The sequence below is a fragment of the Candidatus Poriferisocius sp. genome, assembly GCF_965202595.1.
Classification (GTDB): domain Bacteria; phylum Actinomycetota; class Acidimicrobiia; order Acidimicrobiales; family Bin134; genus Poriferisocius.
Map to the genome: position 1 here is coordinate 2,320,242 of NZ_OZ241836.1, position 25,951 is coordinate 2,346,192.

Annotated in this window: 19 protein-coding genes and 2 pseudogenes; 6 read left to right on the top strand and 15 right to left on the bottom strand. The window is 64.5% G+C overall.

What is annotated here, in order from left to right:
- Positions 1–22: 22 nt before the first annotated feature.
- Together ispD and ACOGXC_RS10525 are read right to left on the bottom strand one after the other, a co-directional pair.
- The gene (gene ispD / locus ACOGXC_RS10520) at positions 23–661 is read right to left on the bottom strand and encodes a 2-C-methyl-D-erythritol 4-phosphate cytidylyltransferase (protein ID WP_419918151.1); all 639 of its coding nucleotides are present in this window, start codon (positions 659–661) and stop codon (positions 23–25) included.
- A gap of 124 nt (positions 662–785) precedes the next feature.
- Positions 786–1,436 carry a dienelactone hydrolase family protein gene (locus ACOGXC_RS10525; protein ID WP_419918152.1) on the bottom strand — a complete coding sequence of 217 codons (651 nt, stop codon included), beginning with the start codon at positions 1,434–1,436 and terminating at the stop codon, positions 786–788.
- A gap of 133 nt (positions 1,437–1,569) precedes the next feature.
- Here ACOGXC_RS10525 and hemB point away from each other — a divergent pair, with 133 nt between their 5' ends.
- The gene (gene hemB / locus ACOGXC_RS10530; protein WP_419918153.1) at positions 1,570–2,544 is read left to right on the top strand and encodes a porphobilinogen synthase; all 975 of its coding nucleotides are present in this window, start codon (positions 1,570–1,572) and stop codon (positions 2,542–2,544) included.
- Between the two features lie 95 nt (positions 2,545–2,639).
- On the opposite strand, the gene ACOGXC_RS10535 is transcribed toward hemB, so the two are convergent.
- Both ACOGXC_RS10535 and ACOGXC_RS10540 read right to left on the bottom strand, forming a co-directional pair.
- On the bottom strand, positions 2,640–4,202 hold the full coding sequence (locus ACOGXC_RS10535) for a hypothetical protein (protein ID WP_419918154.1): 1,563 nt from the start codon (positions 4,200–4,202) through the stop codon (positions 2,640–2,642).
- Between the two features lie 2 nt (positions 4,203–4,204).
- Complete coding sequence (locus ACOGXC_RS10540) at positions 4,205–6,724, bottom strand: ATP-dependent Clp protease ATP-binding subunit (RefSeq protein ID WP_419918155.1); 2,520 nt, start codon at positions 6,722–6,724, stop codon at positions 4,205–4,207.
- A gap of 145 nt (positions 6,725–6,869) precedes the next feature.
- Between ACOGXC_RS10540 and ACOGXC_RS10545 the strand changes: the two genes are divergently transcribed.
- Positions 6,870–7,865 carry a polyprenyl synthetase family protein gene (locus ACOGXC_RS10545; RefSeq protein WP_419918156.1) on the top strand — a complete coding sequence of 332 codons (996 nt, stop codon included), beginning with the start codon at positions 6,870–6,872 and terminating at the stop codon, positions 7,863–7,865.
- A gap of 178 nt (positions 7,866–8,043) precedes the next feature.
- Here ACOGXC_RS10545 and ACOGXC_RS10550 read toward each other — a convergent pair whose 3' ends face one another.
- The 10 genes from ACOGXC_RS10550 to folE all read right to left on the bottom strand — a co-directional run bounded on the left by ACOGXC_RS10550 (position 8,044) and on the right by folE (position 20,632).
- Positions 8,044–13,251, bottom strand: coding sequence for a fibronectin type III domain-containing protein (locus ACOGXC_RS10550; protein ID WP_419918157.1), 5,208 nt, complete (start codon positions 13,249–13,251; stop codon positions 8,044–8,046).
- Positions 13,252–13,498: 247 nt separating this feature from the next.
- Complete coding sequence (gene lysS / locus ACOGXC_RS10555) at positions 13,499–14,902, bottom strand: lysine--tRNA ligase (RefSeq protein WP_419918158.1); 1,404 nt, start codon at positions 14,900–14,902, stop codon at positions 13,499–13,501.
- A 70-nt stretch (positions 14,903–14,972) separates the two neighbouring features.
- Positions 14,973–15,782 (bottom strand): type III pantothenate kinase, encoded by an 810-nt coding sequence (locus tag ACOGXC_RS10560; RefSeq protein WP_419918159.1) that lies wholly within the window; start codon positions 15,780–15,782, stop codon positions 14,973–14,975.
- Positions 15,783–15,793: 11 nt separating this feature from the next.
- On the bottom strand, positions 15,794–16,738 hold the full coding sequence (nadC, locus tag ACOGXC_RS10565) for a carboxylating nicotinate-nucleotide diphosphorylase (RefSeq protein WP_419918160.1): 945 nt from the start codon (positions 16,736–16,738) through the stop codon (positions 15,794–15,796).
- Entirely contained in the window at positions 16,731–17,597 is an 867-nt protein-coding gene (panC, locus tag ACOGXC_RS10570) for a pantoate--beta-alanine ligase (protein WP_419918161.1), read from the bottom strand. Before panC ends, nadC begins: the two co-directional genes overlap by 8 nt.
- A gap of 37 nt (positions 17,598–17,634) precedes the next feature.
- The gene (gene folK, locus ACOGXC_RS10575) at positions 17,635–18,117 is read right to left on the bottom strand and encodes a 2-amino-4-hydroxy-6-hydroxymethyldihydropteridine diphosphokinase (RefSeq protein WP_419918162.1); all 483 of its coding nucleotides are present in this window, start codon (positions 18,115–18,117) and stop codon (positions 17,635–17,637) included.
- Positions 18,118–18,198: 81 nt separating this feature from the next.
- Positions 18,199–18,591: a dihydroneopterin aldolase gene (gene folB, locus ACOGXC_RS10580; RefSeq protein ID WP_419918163.1), complete on the bottom strand. Its 393-nt coding sequence runs from the start codon at positions 18,589–18,591 to the stop codon at positions 18,199–18,201.
- Entirely contained in the window at positions 18,560–19,189 is a 630-nt protein-coding gene (locus ACOGXC_RS10585; protein WP_419918164.1) for a hypothetical protein, read from the bottom strand. Before ACOGXC_RS10585 ends, folB begins: the two co-directional genes overlap by 32 nt.
- Before the next feature lie 43 nt (positions 19,190–19,232).
- Complete coding sequence (gene folP / locus ACOGXC_RS10590) at positions 19,233–20,012, bottom strand: dihydropteroate synthase (RefSeq protein WP_419918165.1); 780 nt, start codon at positions 20,010–20,012, stop codon at positions 19,233–19,235.
- 2 nt (positions 20,013–20,014) lie between these two features.
- Positions 20,015–20,632 (bottom strand): GTP cyclohydrolase I FolE, encoded by a 618-nt coding sequence (gene folE, locus ACOGXC_RS10595; RefSeq protein WP_419918166.1) that lies wholly within the window; start codon positions 20,630–20,632, stop codon positions 20,015–20,017.
- 71 nt (positions 20,633–20,703) lie between these two features.
- Between folE and ACOGXC_RS10600 the strand changes: the two genes are divergently transcribed.
- The 3 genes and pseudogenes from ACOGXC_RS10600 to ACOGXC_RS10610 all read left to right on the top strand — a co-directional run bounded on the left by ACOGXC_RS10600 (position 20,704) and on the right by ACOGXC_RS10610 (position 24,043).
- Entirely contained in the window at positions 20,704–23,130 is a 2,427-nt protein-coding gene (locus ACOGXC_RS10600) for a CaiB/BaiF CoA transferase family protein (protein WP_419918167.1), read from the top strand.
- Positions 23,131–23,236: 106 nt separating this feature from the next.
- A pseudogene (locus ACOGXC_RS10605) lies at positions 23,237–23,425 on the top strand (hypothetical protein); the annotation flags it as partial.
- Positions 23,426–23,788: 363 nt separating this feature from the next.
- On the top strand, positions 23,789–24,043 hold the full coding sequence (locus ACOGXC_RS10610) for a hypothetical protein (RefSeq protein WP_419920100.1): 255 nt from the start codon (positions 23,789–23,791) through the stop codon (positions 24,041–24,043).
- 153 nt (positions 24,044–24,196) lie between these two features.
- Here ACOGXC_RS10610 and ACOGXC_RS10615 read toward each other — a convergent pair whose 3' ends face one another.
- Positions 24,197–25,171, bottom strand: a complete 975-nt coding sequence (locus ACOGXC_RS10615; protein WP_419918168.1) for an IS30 family transposase — start codon at positions 25,169–25,171, stop codon at positions 24,197–24,199.
- A gap of 97 nt (positions 25,172–25,268) precedes the next feature.
- On the opposite strand from ACOGXC_RS10615, the pseudogene ACOGXC_RS10620 reads away from it, so the two are divergent.
- Positions 25,269–25,901: pseudogene (locus ACOGXC_RS10620) on the top strand (nucleotidyl transferase AbiEii/AbiGii toxin family protein); the annotation flags it as partial.
- Between the last annotated feature and the right edge of the window lie 50 nt (positions 25,902–25,951).

The following is a 25,951-nucleotide window of genomic DNA, read 5'->3' on the forward strand; positions in this document are numbered from 1 at the left end:
GGAGTGGTCTCGCTCGGAACGGTCATGTCGCCAACCAGGCCTCGGCCACCACCAGGTCATGGGGGTGGGTGATCTTGATGTTGCGGGGATGGCCCTCAACCGCAACCACCGGATACCCGGCTGCTTGCACCAGACCGGCATCATCGGTGGCATCACCGGCACCGGTGTGAGCCATCCGCAACAGCTCGGCTCTGAACGCCTGCGGGGTCTGCACGGCCTGAAGCGTGCTGCGATCCACCACCTCCCCGTCCACCCTGCGAATGGTATCGGTCACCGGCACCACCGGCACGGCCCCGCCGGCCCCCGCTCGCACCTCACCGACAACCTTGTGGTAAATGTCGGGGCCGGCCAGGGGGCGGGCCGCATCGTGGACGCAGATGATGGCCGCTTCCGGGGGTACGGCGGCCAGCCCGTTGCGGACCGAGGCAGCCCGGCTCGGCCCCCCAGCCACCACCGCGGTCGCGGCCGAGCGAGACGACTCGGTGCTCACATCCGCCGGGGGCACCACAACCACCACACCGTCACTCACCTGGGCGGCGGCGGCCACGCTGCGGTCCACCACCCGCATGCCGGCCAGCTCCAGGTATTGCTTGGCCCCCCCGAAGCGGGTGCCCGAGCCGGCCGCAACGATCACCGTCCACACCGGAGTTCGGTCATCCATCGATGTCAAGGCAGACCCGGTTCTACCGGCAATGGCGCACCATGCATCCACACCGGGGTTCGGTTCTGCATCGATGTCAAGGTAAACCCGGTTCTACCGGCAGAGGTTCGGTCATCCATCGATGTCAAGCGCTCAGGAACTCGATGGCCCGAGCCCAGGCATCGGCGGCGTCCTTTGGGCGATGGGTCGGGCGGTCGGGATCATGGACGAAACCATGATTGGCATCCTCGTAGGACACGATCACCGCCCCGGCCTCCTCCAGGGCGGCCACATCAGCGGCCGGGGTGAACGGATCCTGAGTGCCGACGATGGCCAGCAGCGGGCAGGGGTCGCCCCCGGCCAGCAGCTCCAGTGGCTCGCTCTGACCGGGACCCCGCCAGTGCTCGGGCAGGCGGATCATCCCGTAGAAGGCGGCCGCCCGGTGGAACCGCCCGGTGGCTGAAGCCTTGATGGCATACATACCACCCATGCAGAAGCCGGTTACCACTACCGTGCTGCACCCGGTGGCATCGGCCGCGGCTGAAACGTCGGCCAGTACCTGCTGGTCAACCAGCTCGGCTGCCGCCGCCATCCGCTCCTCGACCGTGAGATGCTCCCGACCGGCAAAAAGCTGAGGAGCGCACACGGTCCAGCCCTGCCCGGTTGCGATGCGGGCAACGTGATCGTCGAACAGGGGGCGCAATCCCATTATGTCGGGGATGAGCACCAGCCCCCGCTCGGCCCCGTCAACCCGAACCAGCTCGGCCGGTGTCCCGGTCGGCAACTCAACGCGCATACCCCTTGTCTACCGCATCGCCGGCGCGCCATCAGCAGCGCACAACGGGCAAAGGCCCCCAGCAACCCCGCCCCTTACATCCCCGCCCGCCATCAGCAGCGCACAACGGGGCCGGGGATGGGAACATTGGAGAATGCCTCTGGAGTTGATCGCCCGACCGAGACGGAACCGGCGCACCCCCGCCATCCGGGACATGGTGCGCGAGACCGAGCTGACCCCGGCCCACCTCGTGCTGCCCCTGTTCGTTCACGGAGGTTCCGACGAACCCATCGACTCGATGCCCGGCGTGAACCGCTGGAGCACGAAGGGCCTGGTGGACGAGGTGGGACGGGCCGCCGATCTCGGGGTTCGGGCTGTGGTCCTGTTCGAAGTCACCCCCGAGGAGTTGAAGACCCCGACCGGCGACGAGGCCTGGAACCCCGACGGGCTGGTACCCCGAGCCATCGAAGCCATCAAGGCCACCCATCCCGACACGGTGGTGATGACCGATGTGGCCCTCGACCCTTACAGCAGCGACGGCCACGACGGCATCGTGAGCCCCGACGGTACCGTCCTCAACGACGAAACCGTGGAGGTGCTGTGCCGCCAGGCGTTGATGCATGCCGATGCCGGGGCCGACATCGTCGCGCCCAGCGACATGATGGACGGTCGGGTTGGGGCCATCCGGGAAACGCTCGACCACCACGACCACCACGGCGTGGGTATCTGCGCCTACACCGCCAAATACGCATCGGCTTTTTTCGGGCCGTTCCGGGGGGCACTGGACTCGGCCCCCCGCCATGGCGACAAGAAGACCTACCAGATGGACCCGGCCAACAGCCGCGAAGCCCTGCGGGAACTGGAGCTGGACACAGCCGAGGGGGCCGACATGGTGATGGTCAAACCCGCCGGCCCCTACCTGGACGTGGTGAGGAGGTTCGCCGATGCATCGGTGGTGCCGGTGGCGGCCTACCAGGTCAGCGGCGAGTACCTGATGATCAAGGCGGCCGCCGCGTCGGGATGGCTGGACGAGCAAGCCCTCATCAGCGAGACTCTCACCGGTATCCGCCGGGCAGGAGCGGATGTGATCCTGACCTACTTCGCCACCCAGGCCGCCAAACACCTTTGATTTTCACCTACTTCGCCACCCAGGCCGCCAGGCTGATCTTATAGTTGCCCGGGGTCTTCTAGTTGCCCGGGATCTTCTAATCACCCGGGGTCGGGTCAGGAGCGGGGGCGGCGGCGGAAGAAGTCGGAGAAGCTGGTCACAACCGCGTGGCCAGGGGCCTCGGGGCGAACCTCGGCCAGCAGCGCGGTGGACATACCCAGCGCCTGGGCGGTGTCCAGATGTTCAACCCTCACATCCACCAAGAGCGCGTTCTCGTAAGGAATCGCCGTCGTCCGGCGCAGAGCCTCGTAGATACCGGGAGCGGGCATGCACACACCCACCTCGCTGCTCACTATCCAGGTGCCCACGGTGTTTATCTGGAGCCGATCCCGCAGCGCCGACGACCACAGGGCGATGTCGTTGGTGAGGCAGGCCACCGGCAGCTCCCGGCGAGCCATCTCGCCCACGAAATCCCGGGCCCCGGACCTCACGGTGTACTGATCCAGGTACTGCTCGGTGAGTTCGGCGGGGTCGCCGTCCAGTCCCAGCCCGGACCACAACTCGGCAGGGGTTATGCGGCCGAGAACCGCCTGGTGGTGGAGGTTGTACACGCTCTCGTCGTCCATCTCCCCGCCACGCTCGGCCACGAAGGAGGCAAGAAGCCGGGCCGGCTCGTCCGCCGGTTCGAACAGCACCCCGAGCGGGTTCAGAACCACCAACCGCAACCGGCGAGCCGGGGGTGGGGTCGCCGCGGGACCGGCGGAGCGGGCAGGGGATTCCTGGGCCATGGTCGGATCGGTGCTGAGATCCCGGGCTCGCCGCTCCAGCAGGTACCCGGCCCCGGCAATGAGCACGGCCAGGCCCAGTAGCGCGAACGCGGCCCAGGCCACCCACCGGAGGGTCACCGCGGTGGCGCTCTCCTCCTGGCCGGTCATCTCGATACTAATCGGGGCCCCTCCCAGCTCCAGGATCTCCTGCTGCTCGGTACCCACCGGCATGTCCAGGACCAGCCGCACGGCCACCATGTCGATCAGCGACCCTCCCAGCTCGGCCTCCAGCTCGGAGATGGGGCGCCCCAGGGGTTGCCCACCCAGGCGCTCGGTGAGTTCGGGATGAGTGAACAGGTCCAGCCCGCCCGACAGATCGACCACCCCGGTAACCCGGTAGTTGGTCTGAGCGAAAGGAGTGGACCGCTCGAACTTGAAATCCCGGAACACCTCCTCGGAGCCGAAGATCTCGTCCAGCACCGATTCGAGCTGGCCGGGCGACCCGAACGGTTTGGACGCGGAGAAGTTGGTCCGGCCCTGGTCGTCGATCCTGGGTTCGTTGTATATCCAGCCCGAGGCCGGATCCTCGATGTCCTCGGTCAGCAACCGGGAGGTGATGCCGGGGGCCAGCGCCACCGCTTCCCCGTCCAGCGCCACCTCCACCGTGACCACCCCGGAGCCGTCCTCGTTGAAGTCGATGCCCACCTCGATGTCCACCTGGCAGGCGGTCAGCCCTAATACCAATGCCAAAAGAAGGGCTACCCGGCGGAACCGCGAAAACCCGAGGACCACCGAGGGCCCCGACACCGCCGCACCCTCAGCCGAAACCCGGCGGAACCGCGAAAACCCGAGGATCACCGAGGGCACGCTCGTCCATCGTCTCGCGGCCTGCATGCCGACCCGCTCGGGCATGTCTACTGGGTGCCGGCCAGTTCTTCCACCGGGGGCGGCTCGAAGCCCTCGGTGGCCCGAAAGCAGATCCGCTCCGAGCCGGGCTCGTCGGGATCGTCCTCGGCATCCACCAGGATGATCTCACCCGCCCGGAACTCCTTCCACAGGAGACGCTCCGACAGCGGATCCTCCACCAGGCGCTGGATGGCCCGGCGCAGCGGGCGGGCCCCCAGCGTCGGGTCGTACCCCCGCTGGGCCAGCAATACCTTGGCCATATCGGTGAGCTCCAACCCTATGCCCTGAGCCTCGAGCTGGTTCTGCAACCGCTTGATCATGAGGTCCACAATCCGGGTTACCTCCTCCCGGGTCAACTCGTGGAACACGATGACCTCGTCTATGCGATTCAGGAACTCGGGGCGGAAGTGATCCTTGAGGGCATCGGTGACCTTCTCCTTCATACGCTCGTAGGTAACGGCCCCGTCGGCCTTGGTGAACCCCAGGTTGGCCTTGCGAAGGTTCTGGGTGCCCAGGTTGGAGGTCATGATGAGCACGGTGTTGCGAAAGTCCACCGACCGACCCTGGCTGTCGGTCAAACGACCCTCCTCCAGGATTTGCAGGAGGGTGTTGAACACATCGGGATGGGCCTTCTCTATCTCGTCGAACAGGACCACCGAGAACGGTTTGCGACGCACCGCCTCGGTGAGCTGCCCGCCCTCCTCATAACCCACGTAACCCGGCGGTGAACCCACCAACCGGCTGACCGTGTGCTTTTCCATGTACTCCGACATGTCCAGGGAGATGAGGGCCTGCTCATCGCCGAACAGGAACTCGGCCAGCGTCTTGGCCAGCTCGGTCTTGCCCACGCCCGACGGACCCAAAAAGATGAATGATCCGCTGGGCCGCTTGGGATCCTTGAGGCCGGCCCGAGTGCGGCGAATGGCTTGCGACACCGCCTTGATGGAGTCCTCCTGGCCGATGACCCGCTTGTGCAGCTCGTCCTCCATCCGCAGGAGCTTGGCCGTTTCCTCCTCGGTGAGCTTGTAGACGGGGATGCCGGTCCAGATCGACAGCACCTCGGCCACGGCCTCCTCGTCCACCTCGTCGAACAGATCCACGCCCTTGGACCGGATCTCCTCCTCCATCTTCTCCTTGCCGGCCAGAAGTTCCTTCTCCTGATCCCGCAGCCGTCCGGCCTCCTCGAAGTCCTGCTGCTCCACCGCGCTCTTCTTCTGGGCCACGACCTGGGCGAGCTGGTTCTCGAAGTCCCGGTAGTCGTTGGGGGTGTCCATGCGCTTGATTCGCAGGCGGGAGCCGGCCTCGTCGATCAGGTCTATGGCCTTGTCGGGCAGGTGGCGATCGGAGATGTAGCGGTCGGCCAGGTTGGCCGAGGCCACCAGGGCCTGGTCGGTGATGGTGACCTGGTGGTGCGCCTCGTAGCGATCCCTCAACCCCTTGAGGATCTCAATGGTGTGGGCGATGGTGGGCTCCTCGACCTTGACCGGCTGGAAGCGACGCTCCAGGGCGGAGTCCTTCTCCAGGTGCTTGCGGTATTCGTCCAGGGTGGTGGCCCCAATGGTCTGAAGCTCGCCCCGGGCCAGCATGGGCTTGAGGATGGAGGCGGCATCAATGGCCCCCTCGGCGGCCCCCGCTCCCACCAGGGTGTGCAACTCGTCGATGAACAGGATGATGTCACCCCGGGTCTTGATCTCCTTGAGCACCTTCTTGAGACGCTCCTCGAAATCCCCCCGGTAGCGGGACCCGGCCACCAGCGCGCCCAAATCCAGGGTATAGAGCTGCTTGTTGCGGATGGTCTCGGGAACGTCGTCGACCGCGATCCTCTGGGCCAGGCCCTCGACAATGGCGGTCTTGCCCACACCGGGCTCCCCCACCAGAACCGGGTTGTTCTTGGTGCGGCGGGACAGCACCTGCATGACCCGCTCGGTCTCCCGCTGGCGACCGATGACCGGGTCCAGCCCCTTATCCCGGGCCATCTTGGTGAGGTTGCGTCCGAACTGGTCGAGCACCAGCGAGCCCGATGGGCTTCCGTCACCGCTACCGCCGGGAGAGGTGGTTGCCTTCTCCGAGCCGCCCACCCCATGGGGGCCGCCAAAACCCGACAGGAGCTGGATGACCTGTTGACGGACCCGGGACAGATCGGCACCCAGCTTGACCAGGACCTGGGCGGCCACCCCCTCGCCCTCCCGGATCAGGCCCAAAAGGATGTGCTCGGTACCTATGTAGTTGTGGCCGAGCTGCAACGCCTCCCGCAGCGACAGCTCCAGAACCTTCTTGGCCCGGGGGGTGAACGGGATGTGCCCCGACGGGGACGACCCGCCCTGACCGATGATCTCCTCAACCTGCTTGCGCACCGCCTCCAGGGAGATGCCCAAAGATTCCAGGGACTTGGCGGCCACCCCCTCGCCCTCGTGGATCAGGCCCAGAAGGATGTGCTCGGTACCTATGTAGTTGTGGTGAAGCAGGCGCGCCTCCTCCTGGGCCAGCACAACAACCCGGCGGGCACGATCGGTGAATCTCTCGAACACAGCAGTCTCCAGTAGGGGAGGGGGTTAGACCTGAAGTGTAACCATCCCACTGCCCCCTTTCGTTCCCCAAGCCCGAACCCGGTCGGATGGGGCCCGAACCCGGTCGGATGGGGAGAAAGCGGGCAGGGCCACTACGCTTGACGGCGTGGCTCGCAGCCCCCTCGATCTGATTCCCACCATGGGGCGCGACCTGGAAAGGCTGGAGCTGCGCCTGGAGGCCGCGGTACAGACCCAGGATCCATTCCTCACCGAGGTTGCCGGCCACCTCATCCGGGCCGGCGGTAAGAGGGTTCGGCCCGGGTTCGTGATCGCCGCCGCCGCCATCGCCCACAACCGGCCCGGACCCGCGAACGACGATGTGCTCACCGGGGGCGTGGCGGTGGAGCTGGTTCACCTCGGCTCGCTGTATCACGACGACGTGATGGACGAGGCCCAGGTGCGCCGCAACGTGGCCAGCGTGAACGCCAAGTGGGGCAATCTGCGGGCCATCCTGGCCGGCGATTTCCTGCTGGCCCGAGCGTCGGAGCTGGCCGCCTCACTGGGCACGGAGGTGGCGGGGCTGCTGGCCGCCACCATCGGCCGGCTCTGCGAGGGACAGGTGCGGGAGTTGCAGGACACCGGTAACCCCAATCGTACCGAGACCTCCTATACCGACTCGATCGAGGGCAAGACCGCCTCCCTGCTCGCCACCTCGTGCCGCATCGGTGGGTTGGTGGCGGGGCTGGACCGGCTGATGGTGGACGCCCTCACGGAGTTCGGCCGCTGCTACGGGCTGGCCTTCCAGGTGGTGGACGACATTCTGGACATCGTCGCCACCGACGAGCACCTGGGAAAGCCGTCGGGCAACGACCTGCACGAGGGGGTCTACACCCTGCCGGTGATCCGAGCGCTGGGTTCCGATTGCGGCCCGCAGCTCCGGGATTTGCTGGGCGGAACGGTGTCGGACGCCAACATCCGCTCGGCCCTGCAACTGGTGCGGACCAGCGGCGGGGTGGAGGAAGCCCTGGACACGGCCCGGCGCTACGCCCAAGAGGCATCGGCCAACCTGGAGAAGCTGCCACCCACCACCACCACCGCAGCCCTCGGTATGGCCACCGATCACCTGATCGACCGAGCCCGCATCCCCCTCGGCGACCGCTGACCAACCAATCGTGGCCCAACACGGAGTGGGTTAGTTAGGGCATACCATCTGGGTGATGCGGGGTCGGCCACCAAGAATCGTTTGAAAGGAATCGGTTGAAAGCAAAGGTGGGTCCCCGCCGGGGTTGACCCCGGGTGGTGGGGGACACCCCGGCGGGGAGAAATAGGGTGGGGGTGGGTCAGTTGTTGCAGATGTCGTTGTTCAGATCAGCCACGCTGTCGCCGTAGTTACCACGACCCAGGCGGCGGCACTCCTCAACCAGAATGGTTCTGTACTCGTCGCGATAGGTGGCAGCCAGGGTGTCACCGGCTTTTTGGCGGGCTATGGCCTCGCGGCGGGTGTAGGGCAACGAGCAGACATCGGCCACGCCGTCACCATCGCTGTCGAGGGGGTAGGTGGTTGGCCCTCCCAGGGAACGGTTGGCGCAATAGGAGGGGCCGGTGATGGTACCCGAGTAATAGGGACCCCCGTCGTTGGGAGGTGGGAACCCCGGTGCGGCCAACTCCTCGCCACCGCAAGCCTCGTTGCCGGGTTGGTTGGCGCACTCGGCGTTGACGAGTCGGCGATACAGGTCGGGATACCGGTTGGCCAGGGTGATAACCGCGTTTTGGCGGGCTATGGCTTCGCGGCGGGTGTAGGGCAGCGAGCAAATATCGGCCACCCCATCACCATCACTGTCGAGGGCGAACAAGCGGGCCCCACCCAAAGATAACTCCGCACAAAAACTCGGACCGGTGACCGGGCCGGAGTAATAAACCTGATCACTGGGGGTGTCACCACCAGGAGCATCGTCGCCGGAGGTGATGGTGGACGAGGTACCCGCGGGACCGGCACCGATGGCGTTTACGGCTCGCACCTCAAAGGTATAGGTCACCGGACCGGTACCAGTATTAGTACCGGTTATGACCGTGCTCATCGTGACCGCACCAACATCGGCCCACTCACCAAAACCGGCACTCCCGACCTGGGTGCGCCACTGCCAACCCGTCACCACAGAACCCCCATCACCACGCGCCATCCAGGTGACGGTGATGGTGCCATCGGTGGCCGTCGCAGACACAGTGGGGGCCTCAGGCACTGCGGCGGGTGTCGCCGTGACAGAGGCGACAGCACCGAGGCCCATCGCGTTCTGGGCTCTTATGTGGAACGTGTAACTGGTGCCGTTGACCATGTCCGACACCGGCACCGAGGTGGCATCGGCACCCAAACCCATCGTGGTCAGTTCCTGCCACTGGCCATCATCGACCCGCAAATGCCAACCGGTCACCGCAGACCCCCCATTGGTACCGGGTGTCCACGACAAAGTAACGGTGCCGTCACCAGGTGTGGCGGTAACAGTAGGCGCAGCAGGGGTGGTAGCAGGCGTCGCGGTCACAACCCCAACAGCACCAGCACCCATCGCGTTTTGAGCTCGAACCTGGAAGGTGTAAGCGGTGCCGTTGGTGAGATCCTGCACCGGCACCGAGGTGGTACCAGCAAGATGGTCCGCCCACTGGCCATCACCGGTACGCAACTGCCAACCCGTCACCACCGAACCCCCATCACCACCCGGTGTCCACGACACTGTCACCGTCTTGTCACCAGCCGTGGTGGACACTTCCGGCGCATAGGGCACCGTCGCCGGCGTCGCCGTCGCAGTACCAGCGGTTCCGGGACCCATCTTGTTCTGAGCCCTGACCTCGAACATGTAAGCGGTGCCGTTCATCAAATCACCAATATCAACGGTGGTGGTCGCGGTGGGAAGATCAGACCAGGTGCCGTAATCACCGTCGGCGGGTTTGGCCCGGTACTGCCACCCGGTAACGGGGGCAGCCCACGACGATTCCCCTACCGCCCCGCCAGCACCGGGGTCCCAGTTCAAAGTGACCATCATGTTGCCCGCGGTGGCGGTCACCGTGGGTGCGGGGGGCACCGCTGAGGGGGTGACCGGATCGGACTGGAACGCCGCCCCGATCACCTGGGTGTTGGTGGTGATGGCTCGCACCTGGAACGTGTAGGCCCGGCCGTTGGCGAGATCATCCACCACCAGGCTGCGCGCTGGGGCACCCCCGGTGACGGTCGTCCATGAACCGTAACCCCCACTGTTGGTTTTCATTCGGTACTGCCAACCCGTAACCGTGCTACCCCCCGTGTTCACCGCATCCCACGACAGCATGACCTGACCATCGCCGGCGGTGGCTTGCAGCGAACCCCCGGTGGGTGCACCCACCGGTGTTATCGGACCAACCACCCCCGCAGCCGGGCCGGCACCGAATTGGTTCACCGCCCGCACCTCGAAGTCATAGCCCACCCCGTTGACCAGGCCCCGCACCGGCACCCCAACCGACTCCGCCAAATGGCGAGCCGGTGGGGTGATACGAGCTCCCAACGATTGCCACGCATCAAAACTGCCACTACCGCTGCGACGCGTCCGAACCTCATAACCCAAAACCGCAGAACCACCCACCGGGGCCAACAAAGCGATTCTCACCCCACCATCGGCCGGTGTCACCCGCACCTGGCGAGGCGAGGTAGGTGTCTTGCCCGGGGTGACTGCCAACGACTGCGCCTCCGCGCCGTTAGCGGCGGTGTTAGTTCCAAGATTGAAAACACCACCGCTGTCCAAAGATGCCAGCGCGTTCACCGCCCGCAACCGGAACCGGAACGTCGTGCCATTGGTCAAACCCTTTATCACCGCCGAAGTCGTAGACGGCCCCGAACCCGGAACCGGTGTCCAATCGCCCCAAGTACCAAAATTGTCAGCGTTCGCGGCTCGGCTCTGTTGACGGTATTCCCAGCGGATGATCGGCGGGCCTCCAGACCCAACCGACGTCCACGACAACGTCACCTGGCCATCGCCACCCGAAGCGGTCAACCCTGCCGGCGCGGGGGGTGCCACACCGGGTATGGCCACCTTGTCGGGGTAAACATCGGCGGATTTGTTAGTCAAACCGGCACCGTTGGAATACAATGCAGGACCCTCCAACCAACCGGTGCCGTGCCGGTTCCGCGCCCGAACCCTGAACTCGTAGGCCACCCCATTACGCAAACCCGACACCGTTATCCCATCGGTATGCACATTGGTGCTGCTCGCATCCCGCCCCGCGAACCTTTGACCCGTGTTGGACACCGCCCACGGCGACCACTCACCACCCACAGGACGATACGAATACTCCCAAACCGTGTCATCATAAGTACCATCGGTATCGGTGAAAGCATTCTCATAACCAACCACAAAAGCACCACCACGCCTTACAAAAAGCGCTTTGGCTCGGATGATGTTCAACCTCACCTGACCATTACCCGGTATTGCCAAAACCTCCGGGCGCGTCAAGTTAGCACCTGCCCAACCATCAGCACCGGGCAAAGGCGGAGCCCCGAACACAAACGGTTCCGACTCACCCGCATAACCCGCCCCCAAATCAGACACCGTCCGGTACCTGAACGTGTAAGTCTCCCCAACCCGAAAAGTCATCTCATCAAAACGCTCAGTAGCTCTAGCAAGGGTACCATCTTGAGTAACCCACCCACCCCACGGCCCATCACCCACCCTCCACGAATACTCATTCCGCAAACGCGTACCACCATGAAGATAACTACCAGGAGAATTTGCACCCATATGAGGCCGACCATCGGTGCGGGGGTCATCAGTATAACCCCTAAAAACCACCGTCAACGGCATAGAGGGAACACCCTTGGCGATGTTCACCCTCACCACCCCCGACTCCAAACCCACACCCCTAGCATTCTCCGCCCGCAACACAAAATAACGATCCCCCGCACCCAAACGCCCCATACACAACCTAAGAAAACACGTAGTTGCACTCAGATAATCGAAGGTCCGATACTGGGGCAACGTCACCGTCGACAACCCCGCACAGGTCGGATCCGCCCCCGCTGTGTTATCACACAAATCATGCCGCACCGCGCTGGTCAACCCGTCCACCGTTGTCGCATGTTTCAACTGCCACTTCGTTATCGGGGAACCACCATCACCACCAGTCCATGACAAAACCACCTGATGCAACCCTATCGTGTAATCCGACACCACCTCCGCGGACACCGCCGGCGCTGCTGGCACCGTACCCGGATAAACAACCCCCGTCTCTGCTGCCGCACCCGCACCAACACTATTCACCATCCGCAACCTGAACCGATAACCCACACCCGCCGTCAAACCCGGAACCTCATACTCTCTGGTCCTGTAGTCGCCCGGTATCGCCACCCAACCACCCCAGTCATCATCACCAGCCCGCACCGAATACTCATACCGCCTAAACCTCACACCACCACCACTACTATCGAAATTAGCCGACTGATCCCACCCCAATGTCACCGACGACTCCGTCACCGTCTTCGCCTTAAACTCACCAGGCGCATCCAGCAGCGCACCCAAATACACGAACCCAGAACGCGCCCCCAAACCCCCACCCAACGCATTAACCGCTCGCACCTCAAACAAATAACTCTTGGTATTATCCAAACCACTCACAAAATAAGACCTGACCCCCACCCCACCAGGAACCCTCAACCACGCCGCGCTATCCAGACGGCTGTAAGTCCCCAAATTCGTCCACCGCACTTCCCAACCCGTTACCGGGGAGCCAACCACCCCCGGCGGCTGCCACGACAACAACGCCGACTTATCCCCCGGTGTCACCACAAAGTTACGAGGAGCACCCGGCGCACCCCCCACCACCACCGGCCCCACCACACCGGTGGCACCATTGCCATGCTTGTTAACCGCCCGCACCCGGAACGAATACCCAACATCATTAACCAAACCCGAAACCACGAACGAATCACGATTCCCAGCCGCCAAAACCGAACTCCCACGCATCAAATCCGGCATCGACGACCACGCCGACCACTTTCCATCACCCTGTTTGATCGCGTACTCGTACCGCAAAATAGGAGAAAACCCGGACCCCGCAACCTCACCGGAAGCCTTGGTCCACTTCAACTCCACCTGGGAATCCCCAGGAACCGCCCGCAAACCCGCCGGCACCGGCGCAACACCAGACATCAAATCCCCCTCAGCCACGCTACTAAGCTCACGAATTAGCCCCGCTCCCGCAGCGTTCACAGCCCTTACGAAGAACCGGTAGGTGCTACCAACCACCAAACCCGACACCACCACCGACCGAGCAGCCCCACCCCCCGGCACCGGCACCCACACAACCCCACTACGATCCCCCGAAGTAGGCGCTAAATTCGTAGAAGCATCCACCACCCTATCCACCGGCGGATCCCACGTGGTACCCTCATCGGTCGACCGCGAAAACACATACTCATAACGCACCTCACCCGACCCCGGCGATTCCCACGACAACCGAACCTGACCACCACCCAACACCACCAACCCCGGCGATCGCGGATACGACGGCACACCCCCCTGCGCACCCACACCCCCAACCGAAACCAACACCGACCCCAACAACCCCACCAAAACCAGGAGCCCAAACCAGGGCAGCCCTAAACGACTACCCCCCCCCCGGCTAGAAACCAAACCAACCCGCAAAAAACTCAACATAACCCCCACTATAACCAAACCCCCCCCCCCGCGCAAGTACCCCCTACAAAACCGTCACGACCACCAGCAGAGCTAGCCCACTGTCAACAACCTCCGTAGGCGCTACAGCTAGGAGTAATGCCTATGGAGCTTCGGGGCGTAGGGTGGGGAACAGGATCACGTCGCGAATGGAGGGCACGTCGGCCAGGAGCATGGCCAGCCGGTCCATGCCTACCCCCAGGCCACCGGTGGGAGGAAGGCCGAACTCCAGAGCCCGCAGGTAGTCGGTATCCACATCCATGGCCTCGGTGTCGCCCGCGTCCCGGTCGGTGGCCTGCTCCTCGAAGCGGGCCCGCTGCTCGTCGGGATCGGTCAGCTCGCTGAAGGCGTTGGCCAGTTCCCGGCCGGCCACGATGGTCTCGAAGCGCTCGGCCCAACCGGGGTGCTCGCGGTGGCGGCGGGCCAGGGGCGACACCTCCTCGGGGTAGTCGCACACGAACACCGGGCCCCACAGTTCGGCCTCGGTGGTCTTCTCATACAACTCCAGCAAGAGCTTGCCCGGTCCCCAACGGTCCTCAACCGGTATATCCCGGGCCGTGCAGTGCGAACGTAACTCCTCCAGCGGGGTCTCCAAATCCACATCCAGGCCGCTGTGCTCGGTGAGGAGGTCGATGAACCGGGCCCTGCGCCATGGAGGGGTGAGGTCCAGCTCCCGGCCGCCGTAGCTGATCACGGTGGTGCCCTTGAGTTCGCGGGCCAGATGGGCAACCAGCTCCTCCACCAGTTCCATGACATCGCCGTAATCGGCGTAGGCCCAGTACAACTCCAGCATGGTGAACTCGGGATTGTGACGGGTGGAGATCCCCTCGTTGCGAAACACCCGGGCAATCTCGAACACCTTCTCCATTCCCCCCACCACCAGCCGCTTCAGATACAACTCGGGGGCGATCCGCAGGAACAGGTCCATGTCCAAAGCGTTGTGGTGGGTGCTGAACGGTCGAGCCAGCGCCCCCCCGGGAACCGGGTGGAACACCGGGGTCTCGACCTCGCAGAACCCCCGATACTCCAACCACCGGCGGGTCAGCGACATCATCTCGGACCGTAACCGGAATGTCCGGCGAGCCTCTTCGGTAACCCACAGATCCACATACCGCCGGCGGAACCGGATGTCAGGATCGGACAGACCATGCCACTTGTCGGGAAAACCCCGCCGAGCCTCGGCCAGCAATTCCCACCGCTCCACCTTCACCGACAATTCCCCGGCCCGAGTTCTCATCACCTCACCGCTCACCCCGACCCAATCACCCAACGACAAGTCGCCGAACCCGTCAAAATCGGGAGTGACCGCAGCCGGGGCGAACAACTGGATACGCCCGGTGGAATCCTGAAGCGTGGCAAAGACCAGTTTTCCCAGCACCCGCCGAAGCATCACACGCCCCGCCACCGACACCTCCTCACCGGTCTCAACACCGGCCTCGACCCCCCCGAAACGCTGATGACACCAGGCCGCCGTGGCCGTGACATCGAACCGGTACGGAAAACTCACCGGTTACGCCCTACCAACGACCGGCGGGGGCCGATGACGACCAGGGCGACCTCGAACCGGTACGGGAAACTCACCGGTTACGCCTATGGACCAGCCACAGGCCATGCAAGGTCAAGTAAGGCTCCACATGCCCAATACTCACCGACAGCGGAGCGATCAAATGAGCCAGACCACCAGTGGCGATCACCGCAACATCTGTACCGTCCCCGTTCTTGTCCAGAACGGCGGAGAACCGATCCACCATCCCGTCGATCTGGGCCACGAAGCCGTATATGACCCCCGACTGGATGGACTCCATCGTGGTCTTGCCGATAACGCTTCGGGGCTCGGTCAACGCCACCGGACCCAGCGCCGCGGCCCGACCCACCATGGCATCCAGGCTCACCTCGATGCCCGGACCTATGGCTCCCCCGAGGAACTCCCCGGCCTCGGAGACCACATCGAAGTTGTTGGTGGTGCCGAAGTCCACAATCACCGCGGGACCACCGTAGAGATGGTGGGCAGCCACCGCGTTGGCGATCCGATCGGCCCCCACCTCGCGGGGGTTGTCGTACAGGATGGGAATGCCGCTACGGGTACCGGGCTCGATCACTACCGGCTCGAATTGCAGGTAGCGCTGCACCATCATCCTCACGCTCTCCCGGATCTGGGGTACGCCGGAGCACACCGCCACTCCGGTGAGATCATGTTCCATGCTCACGCCGATGCTGTCCAGCAGGCTACGAATGAGCACCGACACCTCATCGGGAGTGCGTTCGTGAACGGTGGACAGGCGCCAGTGCCCGATCAACCCGTCCTCGGCGCGGCAGTCCTCGGCGCGGTCGGCCTCATACAGACCAACCACCGTCTGGGTGTTGCCAATATCGATTGCCAGCAACATGAGAACCCCGTTTATACCGCCCGATCCCGGCCCGGGCCACCATCCCCATCCGGGGCTATGGTCCCATCCGGGGCTATGTCCGTTGCATCCAGGGCCATGTCCAGGGCGGGGGCTGAGTTGGTGATGCGACCCACCGAGATGAAGTCCACTCCGGTGGCAGCGTACTCGGCCACCGTCTCCTCGGTGACACCACCGCTCACCTCCAGCAGGCAGTCGTGCCCTTCGGCCCGGGCCACGCATACCCGCACCTCGTCAGGGGCCATGTTGTCCAGCAACAGGGCATCGGCACCGGCCACCAGGGCCTCATCCACCTGCTGGATGTGATCGCACTCCACCTGAACGGTGCGACCAGGCCACCGCTGCCGGGCCGCGGCCACCACTTCGGCAATGTCGATACCAACCAGGTGGTTGTCCTTGAGCATGATCCAGTCCGACAATCCCGACCGGTGGTTGTGGCCCCCGCCGGCCCTTACCGCGGCCTTCTCCAAGGATCGCAAACCGGGGGTTGTCTTGCGGGTGTCCCGGATGCGAGCCCTCCCTGCCGCCGTGGCCAGGGCCGCGTACCGGGAAACCTCGGTGGCGATACCCGACAGATGACTCAAGAAGTTGAGCGCGGTTCGCTCCGCGGTCAGCACCGAGGCCCGGGGTCCGGCGACCACCGCCAGCATCTGGCCCGGAGTTACCGGATTGCCATCGGCAGCCCGCCAACTCACGGTGACCGAGGGGTCAACCTGGCGGAACACCTCGACCGCGCAGGCTCGCCCGGCCAGGCAACCCGCGGCCCGGGCCACGATCTCGGCGGTCATACCGGCCGGGGTCAGAAGCGAGGAGGTGAGATCGCCCAGTAACCCCACATCCTCGGCCAGAGCCCGCTCCACCACAGCCCGCACCTCATCCGCCGGGGGATCGAAATCAGCCGAGGGATCACAGTCAGCCGGGGGATCGAAATCAGTCACAGCTCACCCCCAGATTGTCGATCAGGCGGGCCCGGCCGATCCGAGCGGCCACCAGCAGTCGCAGCTCGCCGGCCAGGACATCGGGACGATCCAAGGTGGTGGCATCAACCACCGCAACATAGTCGGGAGATGCCTTGGGCTCGGCAGCCAGCACCGCGGCAATGGCTGCCTCCACCTCACCGGGATCCCGGCTACCCCCGACCACCGCGTCCCGTCCGGCTTGCAGAGAACGCCACAGCACGGTGGCTGCCGGTCGCTCGCCGGTGGATAGGTAGACATTCCGGCTGGACATGGCCAAGCCATCGGGCTCCCTGAAAGTGGGGCAACCCACCACCTCGACCGGCAGGCACAGATCGGCCACCATGCGCCGGATGATCACCAGTTGCTGGTAGTCCTTCTCACCGAAATAGGCCCGGCCCGGCCCCAGAATGGAGAGCAGTTTGGCCACCACGGTGGTCACCCCGTCGAAGTGGGTCGGGCGGATTTGGCCCTCCAGCATGGCGTTGAGCCCCTTGACCGTCACCGAGGTGATCGGGGTTTGGGGATACATCTCCTCAGCGGGGGGAGCGAATACAAGGCCGGCCCCCGCGGCGGCGCTCATCTCGGTGTCCCGGTCCAGATCCCGGGGATAGGTTCCGTAATCCTCCCCCTCGGCGAACTGGAGCGGGTTCACGAAAACGCTCACCACGGTCAGATCGTCACCGGCGGCCGACCGGGCCACCAGCGACTGGTGACCCTCATGCAGGTAGCCCATGGTCGGCACCAAACCAACCGAGCCGCCCCGGCGGCGGACGGCCTCGACCGCAGCCCGCAACTCGGACACCCGCTCGATGACCGGTAGTTGGGTGGCGGTATTCACCGGCCGCCCCATCGAAGAGAAAACCGGGCCCCGATGCTCACCGGCCGCCCCCGCGGGGGGAAGGCGCCAAATCGGCCCAGTCCCCCAGGCGACGGCAACCCCCGGGGTCGGGGCCGATCCGATCCCCGACCAGATCGGGAGCCAGTTCGGCCAGGGGTAACATCACGAACGCCCGCTCGAACATCCGGGGATGGGGCACCACCAGATCGGGTTCGTCAACCACCTGCCCGTCCACCCACAGAACATCGACGTCCAGCGTGCGGGGACCCCAGCGGACCTCCCGCATCCGGCCGGCAGCAGCCTCCAGCGCCTGGCCCAGTTCCAGCAGGTCCCGGGCCGACCGCCGGGTGTCCAACTCGACCACCGCGTTCAGGTACCGGCCCTGGTCGGGACCGCCCACCGGCTCGGTCTCGTACACCCCGGAGACGGCGACGCGGTCGGGAACGCCGGCCACCGCGCCCTCGAGATACCCAATCCGGTTGCCCAGGTTCGACCCCAAACCCAAAAAGGCCTGGGTCATTGAACCCAACTCACGTTCATGGGCGAGACACGTAGCATGAAGCTGCCTGAGGATCGAAAGCACCCACAAGCACACTCACGTTCATGGGCGATAGCGAGTGATGCGCACCCCGCTGGTGGACAGGTGCTGGGGTACCGGGGGACGCAGCTTGCGGACCTCCACGGTGACCCACTGCACCCGCCGGTCACCGGCCAAGCAGGCTTCGGCCACTCGCTGGGCCAGGGCCTCCATCAAGGTGAACTGCTCACCCTCCACCGCGGCCCCCACCGCGGCCCCTACCACCCCGTAGTCAACGGTGTCGGCCAGATCGTCGGAACCGCCCGCGGGCATCAGGTCGGCACCGATGTCCAGATCCAACTCGAAGGGTTGGGGTCGAACCTTCTCCTCCGGCAACGCCCCGCAAAGGGCCATCAACCGCAAACCGCGAAGCACCAGGCAGTCCTCAACCATCCCCGCCGCGCCCCTCATCTTCATCGGGCTCCCCGGTTTCGGCCACCGATTCCGGCGCAAGGGCGGGTGGGTTCAAGCCCTCATCTGTATCGGGCTCCCCGGTTTCGGAAACTTGTTCTCCCGGTTTGGGAAGTGTGAGGGCGATGCTCACGATACCGCGACCCACCGAACCCAGAGGGCGCCCAGTCAACTTCTCCACCACCACCACCACCTGCGGCTCGCTGGCAACCATACCGCTCCACAACAGGTACCCAGCCGTGAAGCCGCACACCACATCACCCAGGGCTCGGCGGTGGACCAACAGCTTCTCCCCGGCGGCCAGCAGCGATCGCAACTCGACGAACAGGGGGCCCAGCCGCGCCCGATAGTCCTCGTTGTCGGCGATGGGCCAGTGATTCCAAGCAATGTTTTGCTCGCTGTAGTTGTGAAGGTTATGGGTGGAAGGGATCAACGACACCACCCGGGTAAACCCCTGCTGGCGGATCCAGTTGATCTCCTCGGTACGCCGAACCCGGCGGTGGCTCTCACCCCGACCGCCCGGGCGCTCGCAGATCGCGAAGCGGTCCCTCATTATCCAGTGGAAGTTGCGGGGACAAATACCCGTCACCCACTTGTTCCTCATGCTCCCACCACCTTCAATACCCGGACCGAGGCCGCCTTGTTCCTCATACCACCACCTTCAATACCCGGACCGAGGCCGCCACATCGTGGGCCCGGACAACCGATGCTCCTTGGGCCAACGACCAGGCCGCGGTGGCCAGCGACCCCTCCAGGCGGTCGTCGACGGGCACTTCGGGCACTTTTAGTCCGTCACTGCGGGCGTGCAATTCCCCGATGAAGCGCTTGCGGCTGGCCCCGACCACGACGGGTTGTCCCCGGGCCACGATCCGGCTCAGGTTGGCCAGTAGCTCCAGGTTGTGGGTTGTGGTCTTGCCGAAGCCTATTCCGGGATCCACCCAAACCTCGGGCACCCCGGCGGCCAACCCCCGCTCGGAAGCGGCAGCCAGAAAGTCACCCACCTCAACCACCACGTCGGCATAGTGAGGATCCCTCTGCATGGTGGCGGGGGTCCCCTGGCAATGGACCGCTATCCAAATCATGTCCAACTCGGCCGCCACCTCGTGCAGGGATGCCGAGACATCGTTGATGATACCGGCACCGGCGGCGGCGGCGGCTCGGGCCACCTCCGGTTTGGTGGTGTCGATGGACACCCGGCCGCGGGGGGCCAGGCCGGCCACCACATCCACCACCCGGGCCAGTTCCTCGTCCAGGGGTACCGGGCGGGCTCCCGGGCGGGTGGACTCGCCACCCACATCCACCACGGCAGCCCCCTCGTCGAACAGCTCGAGCCCCCGGGTCACCGCGGCCTCGGGGGTCAAAAACCGGGCACCGTCATAAAAGGAGTCCGGAGTCACGTTGACTATACCCATGACCAACGGCTCCATGGTCAACGATCAACGAACCGCATCGCCTCGGCGCGGGTGGCCATGTCGGTACGGAACAAACCCCGCACTGCCGACGTGACCGTGTTGGCCCCCGGCTTGCGGATGCCCCGCATCGACATGCACAGGTGCTCGGCCACCACCACCACCAGCACGCCCCGAGGATTCAATATGGTCTCGATGGCATCGGCTATCTGGGTGGTGAGCCTCTCCTGCACCTGGGGCATGCGGGCATAACCCTCCACCACCCGAGCCAGCTTGGACAGCCCGGTGATGCAACCGTCGTTGTTGGGGATGTAACCCACGTGGGCCTTGCCCAGAAACGGAATCAGGTGGTGCTCGCACAGCGAGTACAGCGGTATATCCCTCACCAGGATCATCTCGTCGTGGTCGGCCTCGAACTGCCGGGTCAAATGGGTTGCCGGATCCTGGTGCAGACCCTCGCAGATGGTGGCATACATGCGAGCCACCCGGCTGGGCGTGTCCCTCAGACCATCCCGGTTGGGGTCCTCACCGATGGCGGCCAGGATCTCTCGAACCGCGGCCTCTATCCGGGGTTGATCCACCGATCCATGCCGGTGTTGAGTTGGTTGATCCACCGATGCCTGCTCGTTGCCTGCCACCGGCCAAGACAGTAGTTCACTAGTCTGGGGAACTCATGGTTGCGGGGGAGCTCATGGGTACAGGAGAACTCATGGTTGGGCGACCGGCACTGGATGGGGTTCGGGTTGTCGATATGGGCTGGGGTATCGCCGGGGGCTATGCCACCAAGCTGCTGGCCGACGCCGGAGCCGATGTGGTGAAGGTGGAGCTGCCCGGCGGCGACCCGCTGCGGGGCTACTCCGCCTCGTTCGCACCCATCCACGATCACGGACCCCTGTTCGGATTCCTGAACACCACCAAGCGGAGCGTGGTGCTGGACTACCGGACCGCCGGGGGACGGGACAGGCTGCTGGAGCTGTACGCCACCGCCGAGTTGGTGATTGAGCGGTCCGAACCGGGAGAGATGGAAGCCCTGGGAGTCGGTTGGGAGGCGCTGTCCCGGTGCCGGCCCGGAGCCACCATGGTGTCGGTGTCCAACTTCGGCCGGGGTGGACCGTGGAGCAACCGTCCGGCCAACGAGTTCACGCTCATGGCCATCGCCGGATCCACCGCCACTCGAGGCCGGCCCGGACGAGCCCCGTTCAACGCCGGTGGTCGCATCGGGGAGTGGATGGGCGGGGTCAGCGCGGCGGTGGCGGCCATCGCCGCGCTGCGCAGGGCTCAACGAACCGGGGTCGGCGACCACGTGGACCTGTCCCTGCTCGAGACCATCACCCCCACCTGTACCAACGTGCAGACCCTGTGGGGTTCGTTCACCGGCGAGTACGACACCAGGGCCCTGCTGGAGGTGCCGTCGGTGGAACCCACCCGGGACGGCTACGTGGGATTCTGCGTGTTCACCGGCCAGCAGTGGCAGGACTTCACCGTTCTGATCGGTCGACCGGAGTGGGGCGACGATCCCCGGTTGGCCACCATGGGCAGGCGCATTGCCGCGGGGGAGTCCATTGCCGGACCCATCAGGGAGTGGACCGCGGCTCGTACCACCGAGGAGGTGGTGGCCGAAGCCATACTTCTCCGCATCCCGGTCGCCCCGATCGGCAATGGGGCCAACCTGGTGGAGTTGGATCACTTGGTGCAGCGAGGGGTGTACGTACCCCACCCCGGTGGTGGATTCGTTCAACCCCGGGTGCCCTATCGCAATGCCGCCCATCCCCCGGTTCCCTTCCGGCCCACCCCCCTGCTGGGGCAGCACACCAACGAAGTGCTGGGCGAGACGCAACCCACGAGGCATCCTCTTGGCCAACCGGTGGGTGGCACCGATACCGCGGTACCGGCTGATTCCATGCCCCTGAGCGGGGTCCGGGTGGTGGACATGACCGCCTTCTGGGCCGGTCCCTATGCCACGCTGGTGCTGACCGCCCTGGGGGCCGACGTCATCCACATCGAGTCGGTGCAGCGACCCGACGGGATGAGATTCGGCTCGGTCCGCAACCCCGATGACGACTGGTGGTGGGAGTTCGGCCCCACCTTCCACCACGCCAACGTGGGTAAGCGATCGGTGACCCTGGATCTGACCCGACCCGAGGGTATGGAGTTGCTGCACCGGCTGATCGGGGTGTCCGATGCCCTGGTGGAGAACTTCTCGCCCCGGGTGATCGACCAGTTCGGCCTGAATTGGGATGTGGTCAGCGAGATAAACCCCCGCCTGGTGATGGTGCGGATGCCGGCTTTCGGGCTGGACGGGCCGTGGCGCGACCGGGTGGGCTTCGCCCAAACGATGGAGCAGGTCAGCGGTATGTGCTGGCTGAGCGGCTACCCCGACACCTCCCCCCAGCTCGCCCGGGGCCCGTCCGATCCGCTGGCCGGTCTGCACGCCGCCTACGCGGTTATCTGCGGTCTGCACGCCCGGGAGCGCACCGGCCGGGGCAGCTTCGTGGAGGCAACCATGGTGGAGGCTGCGCTGAACGCGGCGGCCGAGCAGGTGGTGGAGTACTCGGCCACCGGCCATCTCATGTCGAGAGACACCAACCACCACCCCCACGCCTGCCCCCAGGGGATTTACGCCTGCTCGGATGGCAGGCTGATCGCCCTCTCGGTGGAGACCGATCAGCACTGGACGGGTCTGCTGGCCGCCGCCCCCGAACTGGAGCTGGACCGGGTGGCGGTCTCGGCCTCGCCGGCTGACCGTTTCGCGGCCCGCCACGCCTTCGACGAGCGGCTCAGCCGGTGGTGCGCCGACCTCCCCGCCGCCGATGCCGTGGACCGGCTCATCTCGTTCGGTGTTCCCACCGCCGAGTTGGGCACACCCCGGGGAGGCGACCGCAACCCCCAGGTCAACGCCCGAGGCTTTTACGAGGCAGTAGAGCATCCACTGGTCGGCACCCACCGCTTCCCGGCCCTACCGGTGCGCTTCGGTCGCCGGCCCGAGCGATGGTTCACCCGCCCCGCCCCCATGCTGGGAGAACACAACGCCGAGGTTCTTGGCGGCCTACTGGGTGTGAGCAAGAACGACCTGGCCCGCCTCGAAGCCACCCAAATCATCGGCACAAGGCCAACTTTCGCCTCCCCACCACAGTAATCTTCGCTTGCATTGGTATCTGAACCATTGGGTTGTTCAGGTAGGCTGACACTATGAAGCCAGTAATACGGTCTGGACAAGAATTACTGGATTTAGAATGTAGCAGATGAGTGGGCAGCTCCGATATGGAGGACTTACGGTTCGCAGCAGGCGGCAGCTTGTTGCGCTGTTTGGCGCTGGTCAGCGAGCGGTCACAGTTGAGGCTGCGGCTGAGACACTAGGAGTGAGCCGAAACGTGGCTGCTCGGCGACTTGCTGCCTGGGCTGCCAACGGCTGGCTACGACGGGTGCGACGGGGACTTTACATAGCAGTTCCCGTCGACGCTCGTGACCCAGCGACTTGGAGTGAGGATCCGTGGTACCTCGCAGATCTGGTATGGAGTCCCTGCTACATTGCCGGCTGGTCTGCGGCACACCACTGGGCACTTACCGATCAGGTCTTTCGATCAACTGTCGTTGCAACCGCACAACGGGTCCGCCATGTAGACCAAGTGCTCGCCGGGGTGCCATACCGGATACATCATGTCCCGGCGGACCGGTTAGCTTGGGGACTCGATCAAGAATGGCGCGGTAACAAGAAGATCAAGGTGTCGAGCAGAGAGCGCACAGTCGCAGATATGTTGTCAGAACCTGCGCTCGGCGGTGGGATCCGTCACACGATGGAGGTACTCGACGCTGCCCTCCAGGACTCGGCGGACGAAATGGTTGTTGATATCCTGAAAGCTCTTGAGCGTCTGGGCAACGGAGCTGGAATCAAAAGGCTCGGGTACCTAATGGAAGCACTTGGCTATGAGACATCGGCGATCGCGCGACCACTGACCACAGGGTTCCCACTGCTTGACCCAGCGCTGGGGGCAAATGGGTCGCGCTCAAGCGAGTGGGGTCTTATAGTCAACGCAGACATCTCCGCGTGATCAGAAACCGGGAGATAGCAAACCTCGCGGGTCAGTGGCAGCTCGCACACCACGTTGTCGAGAAGGATTACGTGCTGGGATGGCTACTAGCTGGCATCGCAGCACATCCGAGGACGCAGTCGTGGGCGTTCAAGGGCGGGACGTGGGTAGGCTCTATTGGTGATCGCGACAGAGTTTAGTGTAGATGGTTTGGGCGGGTTGCCATTGGTGGATTCTGCGGGGCATGGTGTTGATGAGGTCTTCGATGATGGCGAGGCGTACCGGGCCGATGTTGAGGTTGGTGCTTTTGGGTAGCCAGCGTCTGAGTGTGGCGTTGTTTTGTTCGTTGGTGGGTCGTTGCCAGGGGGATCGGGGTTCGCAGAAATAGACCTGTATGTTGAGGGTTTTTTCGATGTCGGCCCATTTGGCCATTTCTGTTCCTTGGTCCCAGGTCAGGGTTTTGACCATTTCGGCGGGTTGGCGTTTGAGTGCGGCGGTGACGGCTTTGGCGGTGTTTCGGGCGTCGTAACCATCACATAAAGGCACTACCAGGGTGTGGCGGCTGGTGCGCTCCACCAGGGTGGCTACGGCTGATTGGTTGTTCGCACCGATTATCAGATCACCTTCCCAGTGGCCCGCCTCGGCTCGGGTGTCGACTATTGCGGGGCGCTGCGCTATGGGCCGGAAATCACCCAGCACGGAGCGTTTCGCCTGCTCACAACGGCTTCGGGGTTTGCGCCGCCGGCGACGGCGCACCAGCAGTTTCCAGCTATCGGCTGCTAGGCCGCTGCGTCCGCTGGGGTCGTAACACGCCCGGTAGATGGTTTCTGCGCACACCCGCAGCCCTTGTTTGCGGAGAGATTCTGAGATCGCATGAGGGGACCAACGAAGCGCCAACAACTCGGCCACCGCGTCGGCCAACACCGGATCTGTGGCCAACTTGGATGGGCGAGGCCTCAAAGCCCGCACATCGGCAACGGCTTGGGCCGCATCGGCCCGATACACCGAACCACCCCCGTTGCGCCGCAACTCCCGCCACACCGCGGAGCGGCTCCTGCCCAACCGGCGGGCCATCTCAGCTGTCCCCACCCCCATCCCAACCATAGTCTCGATGCGGGCACGCTCGCCCGCACACAACCTCTGTGCCATACTGGAACACCTCCACCGGTGATTCGCCAATGTTTCTGATCGACCATCATGGCCGACCTGTCGCGATCACCGGTGGAGCCTTCCGTGCCTCAGGAAATGCTGGTTTGAGACTTACCGATTCTCCGAAGACCTGGACTTCACCGTTACCAAGGCCGACCTCAATACGAGTCACCTGATAAAGATGTTCACGGAGATTGCCACGTGGCTTGACAATCAGTGTGGGTTGCGCCTCATTGTTGACAACAGATCGTTTCGTCAGCGCCAAAACAAACGAGGCCACCCGACCATTGAAGGACGGCTGGCCTACATCGGCCCGCTCGGGTCGCCGACTCCGCCAAAGGTGAAGCTCGACCTCACAGCCGATGAAGTCCTGGTTAGAGAACTAGAGCTACGACCAATCTTTCATCCGTTCAGTGATATACTGCCCAACTCCACGATGGGTCAACTCACAAATGTCATTTGCTACTCGTTGCCTGAGCTTCTTGGCGAGAAAATCCGGGCGCTTTTCGAGCGATGCCGACCGCGCGACCTCTACGACGTTGTCCATACTTATCGGCACCCGGAACTAGCCGGTCGCGCCCTTGATGTCAGGGCTGTCCTTGAAGCAAAGTGTGTGCATGCCGGAATAGAAATACCCACGCTCGAAACAATCCATGCCACACCATTCCGAAAAGAGATCGAGACTGAGTGGTCCAACATGCTCGGCCACCAATTGCCATTCTTGCCCCAGTTCGAGAATTTCTGGTCACAACTCGATAATGTCTTCTCGTGGCTTGAGGG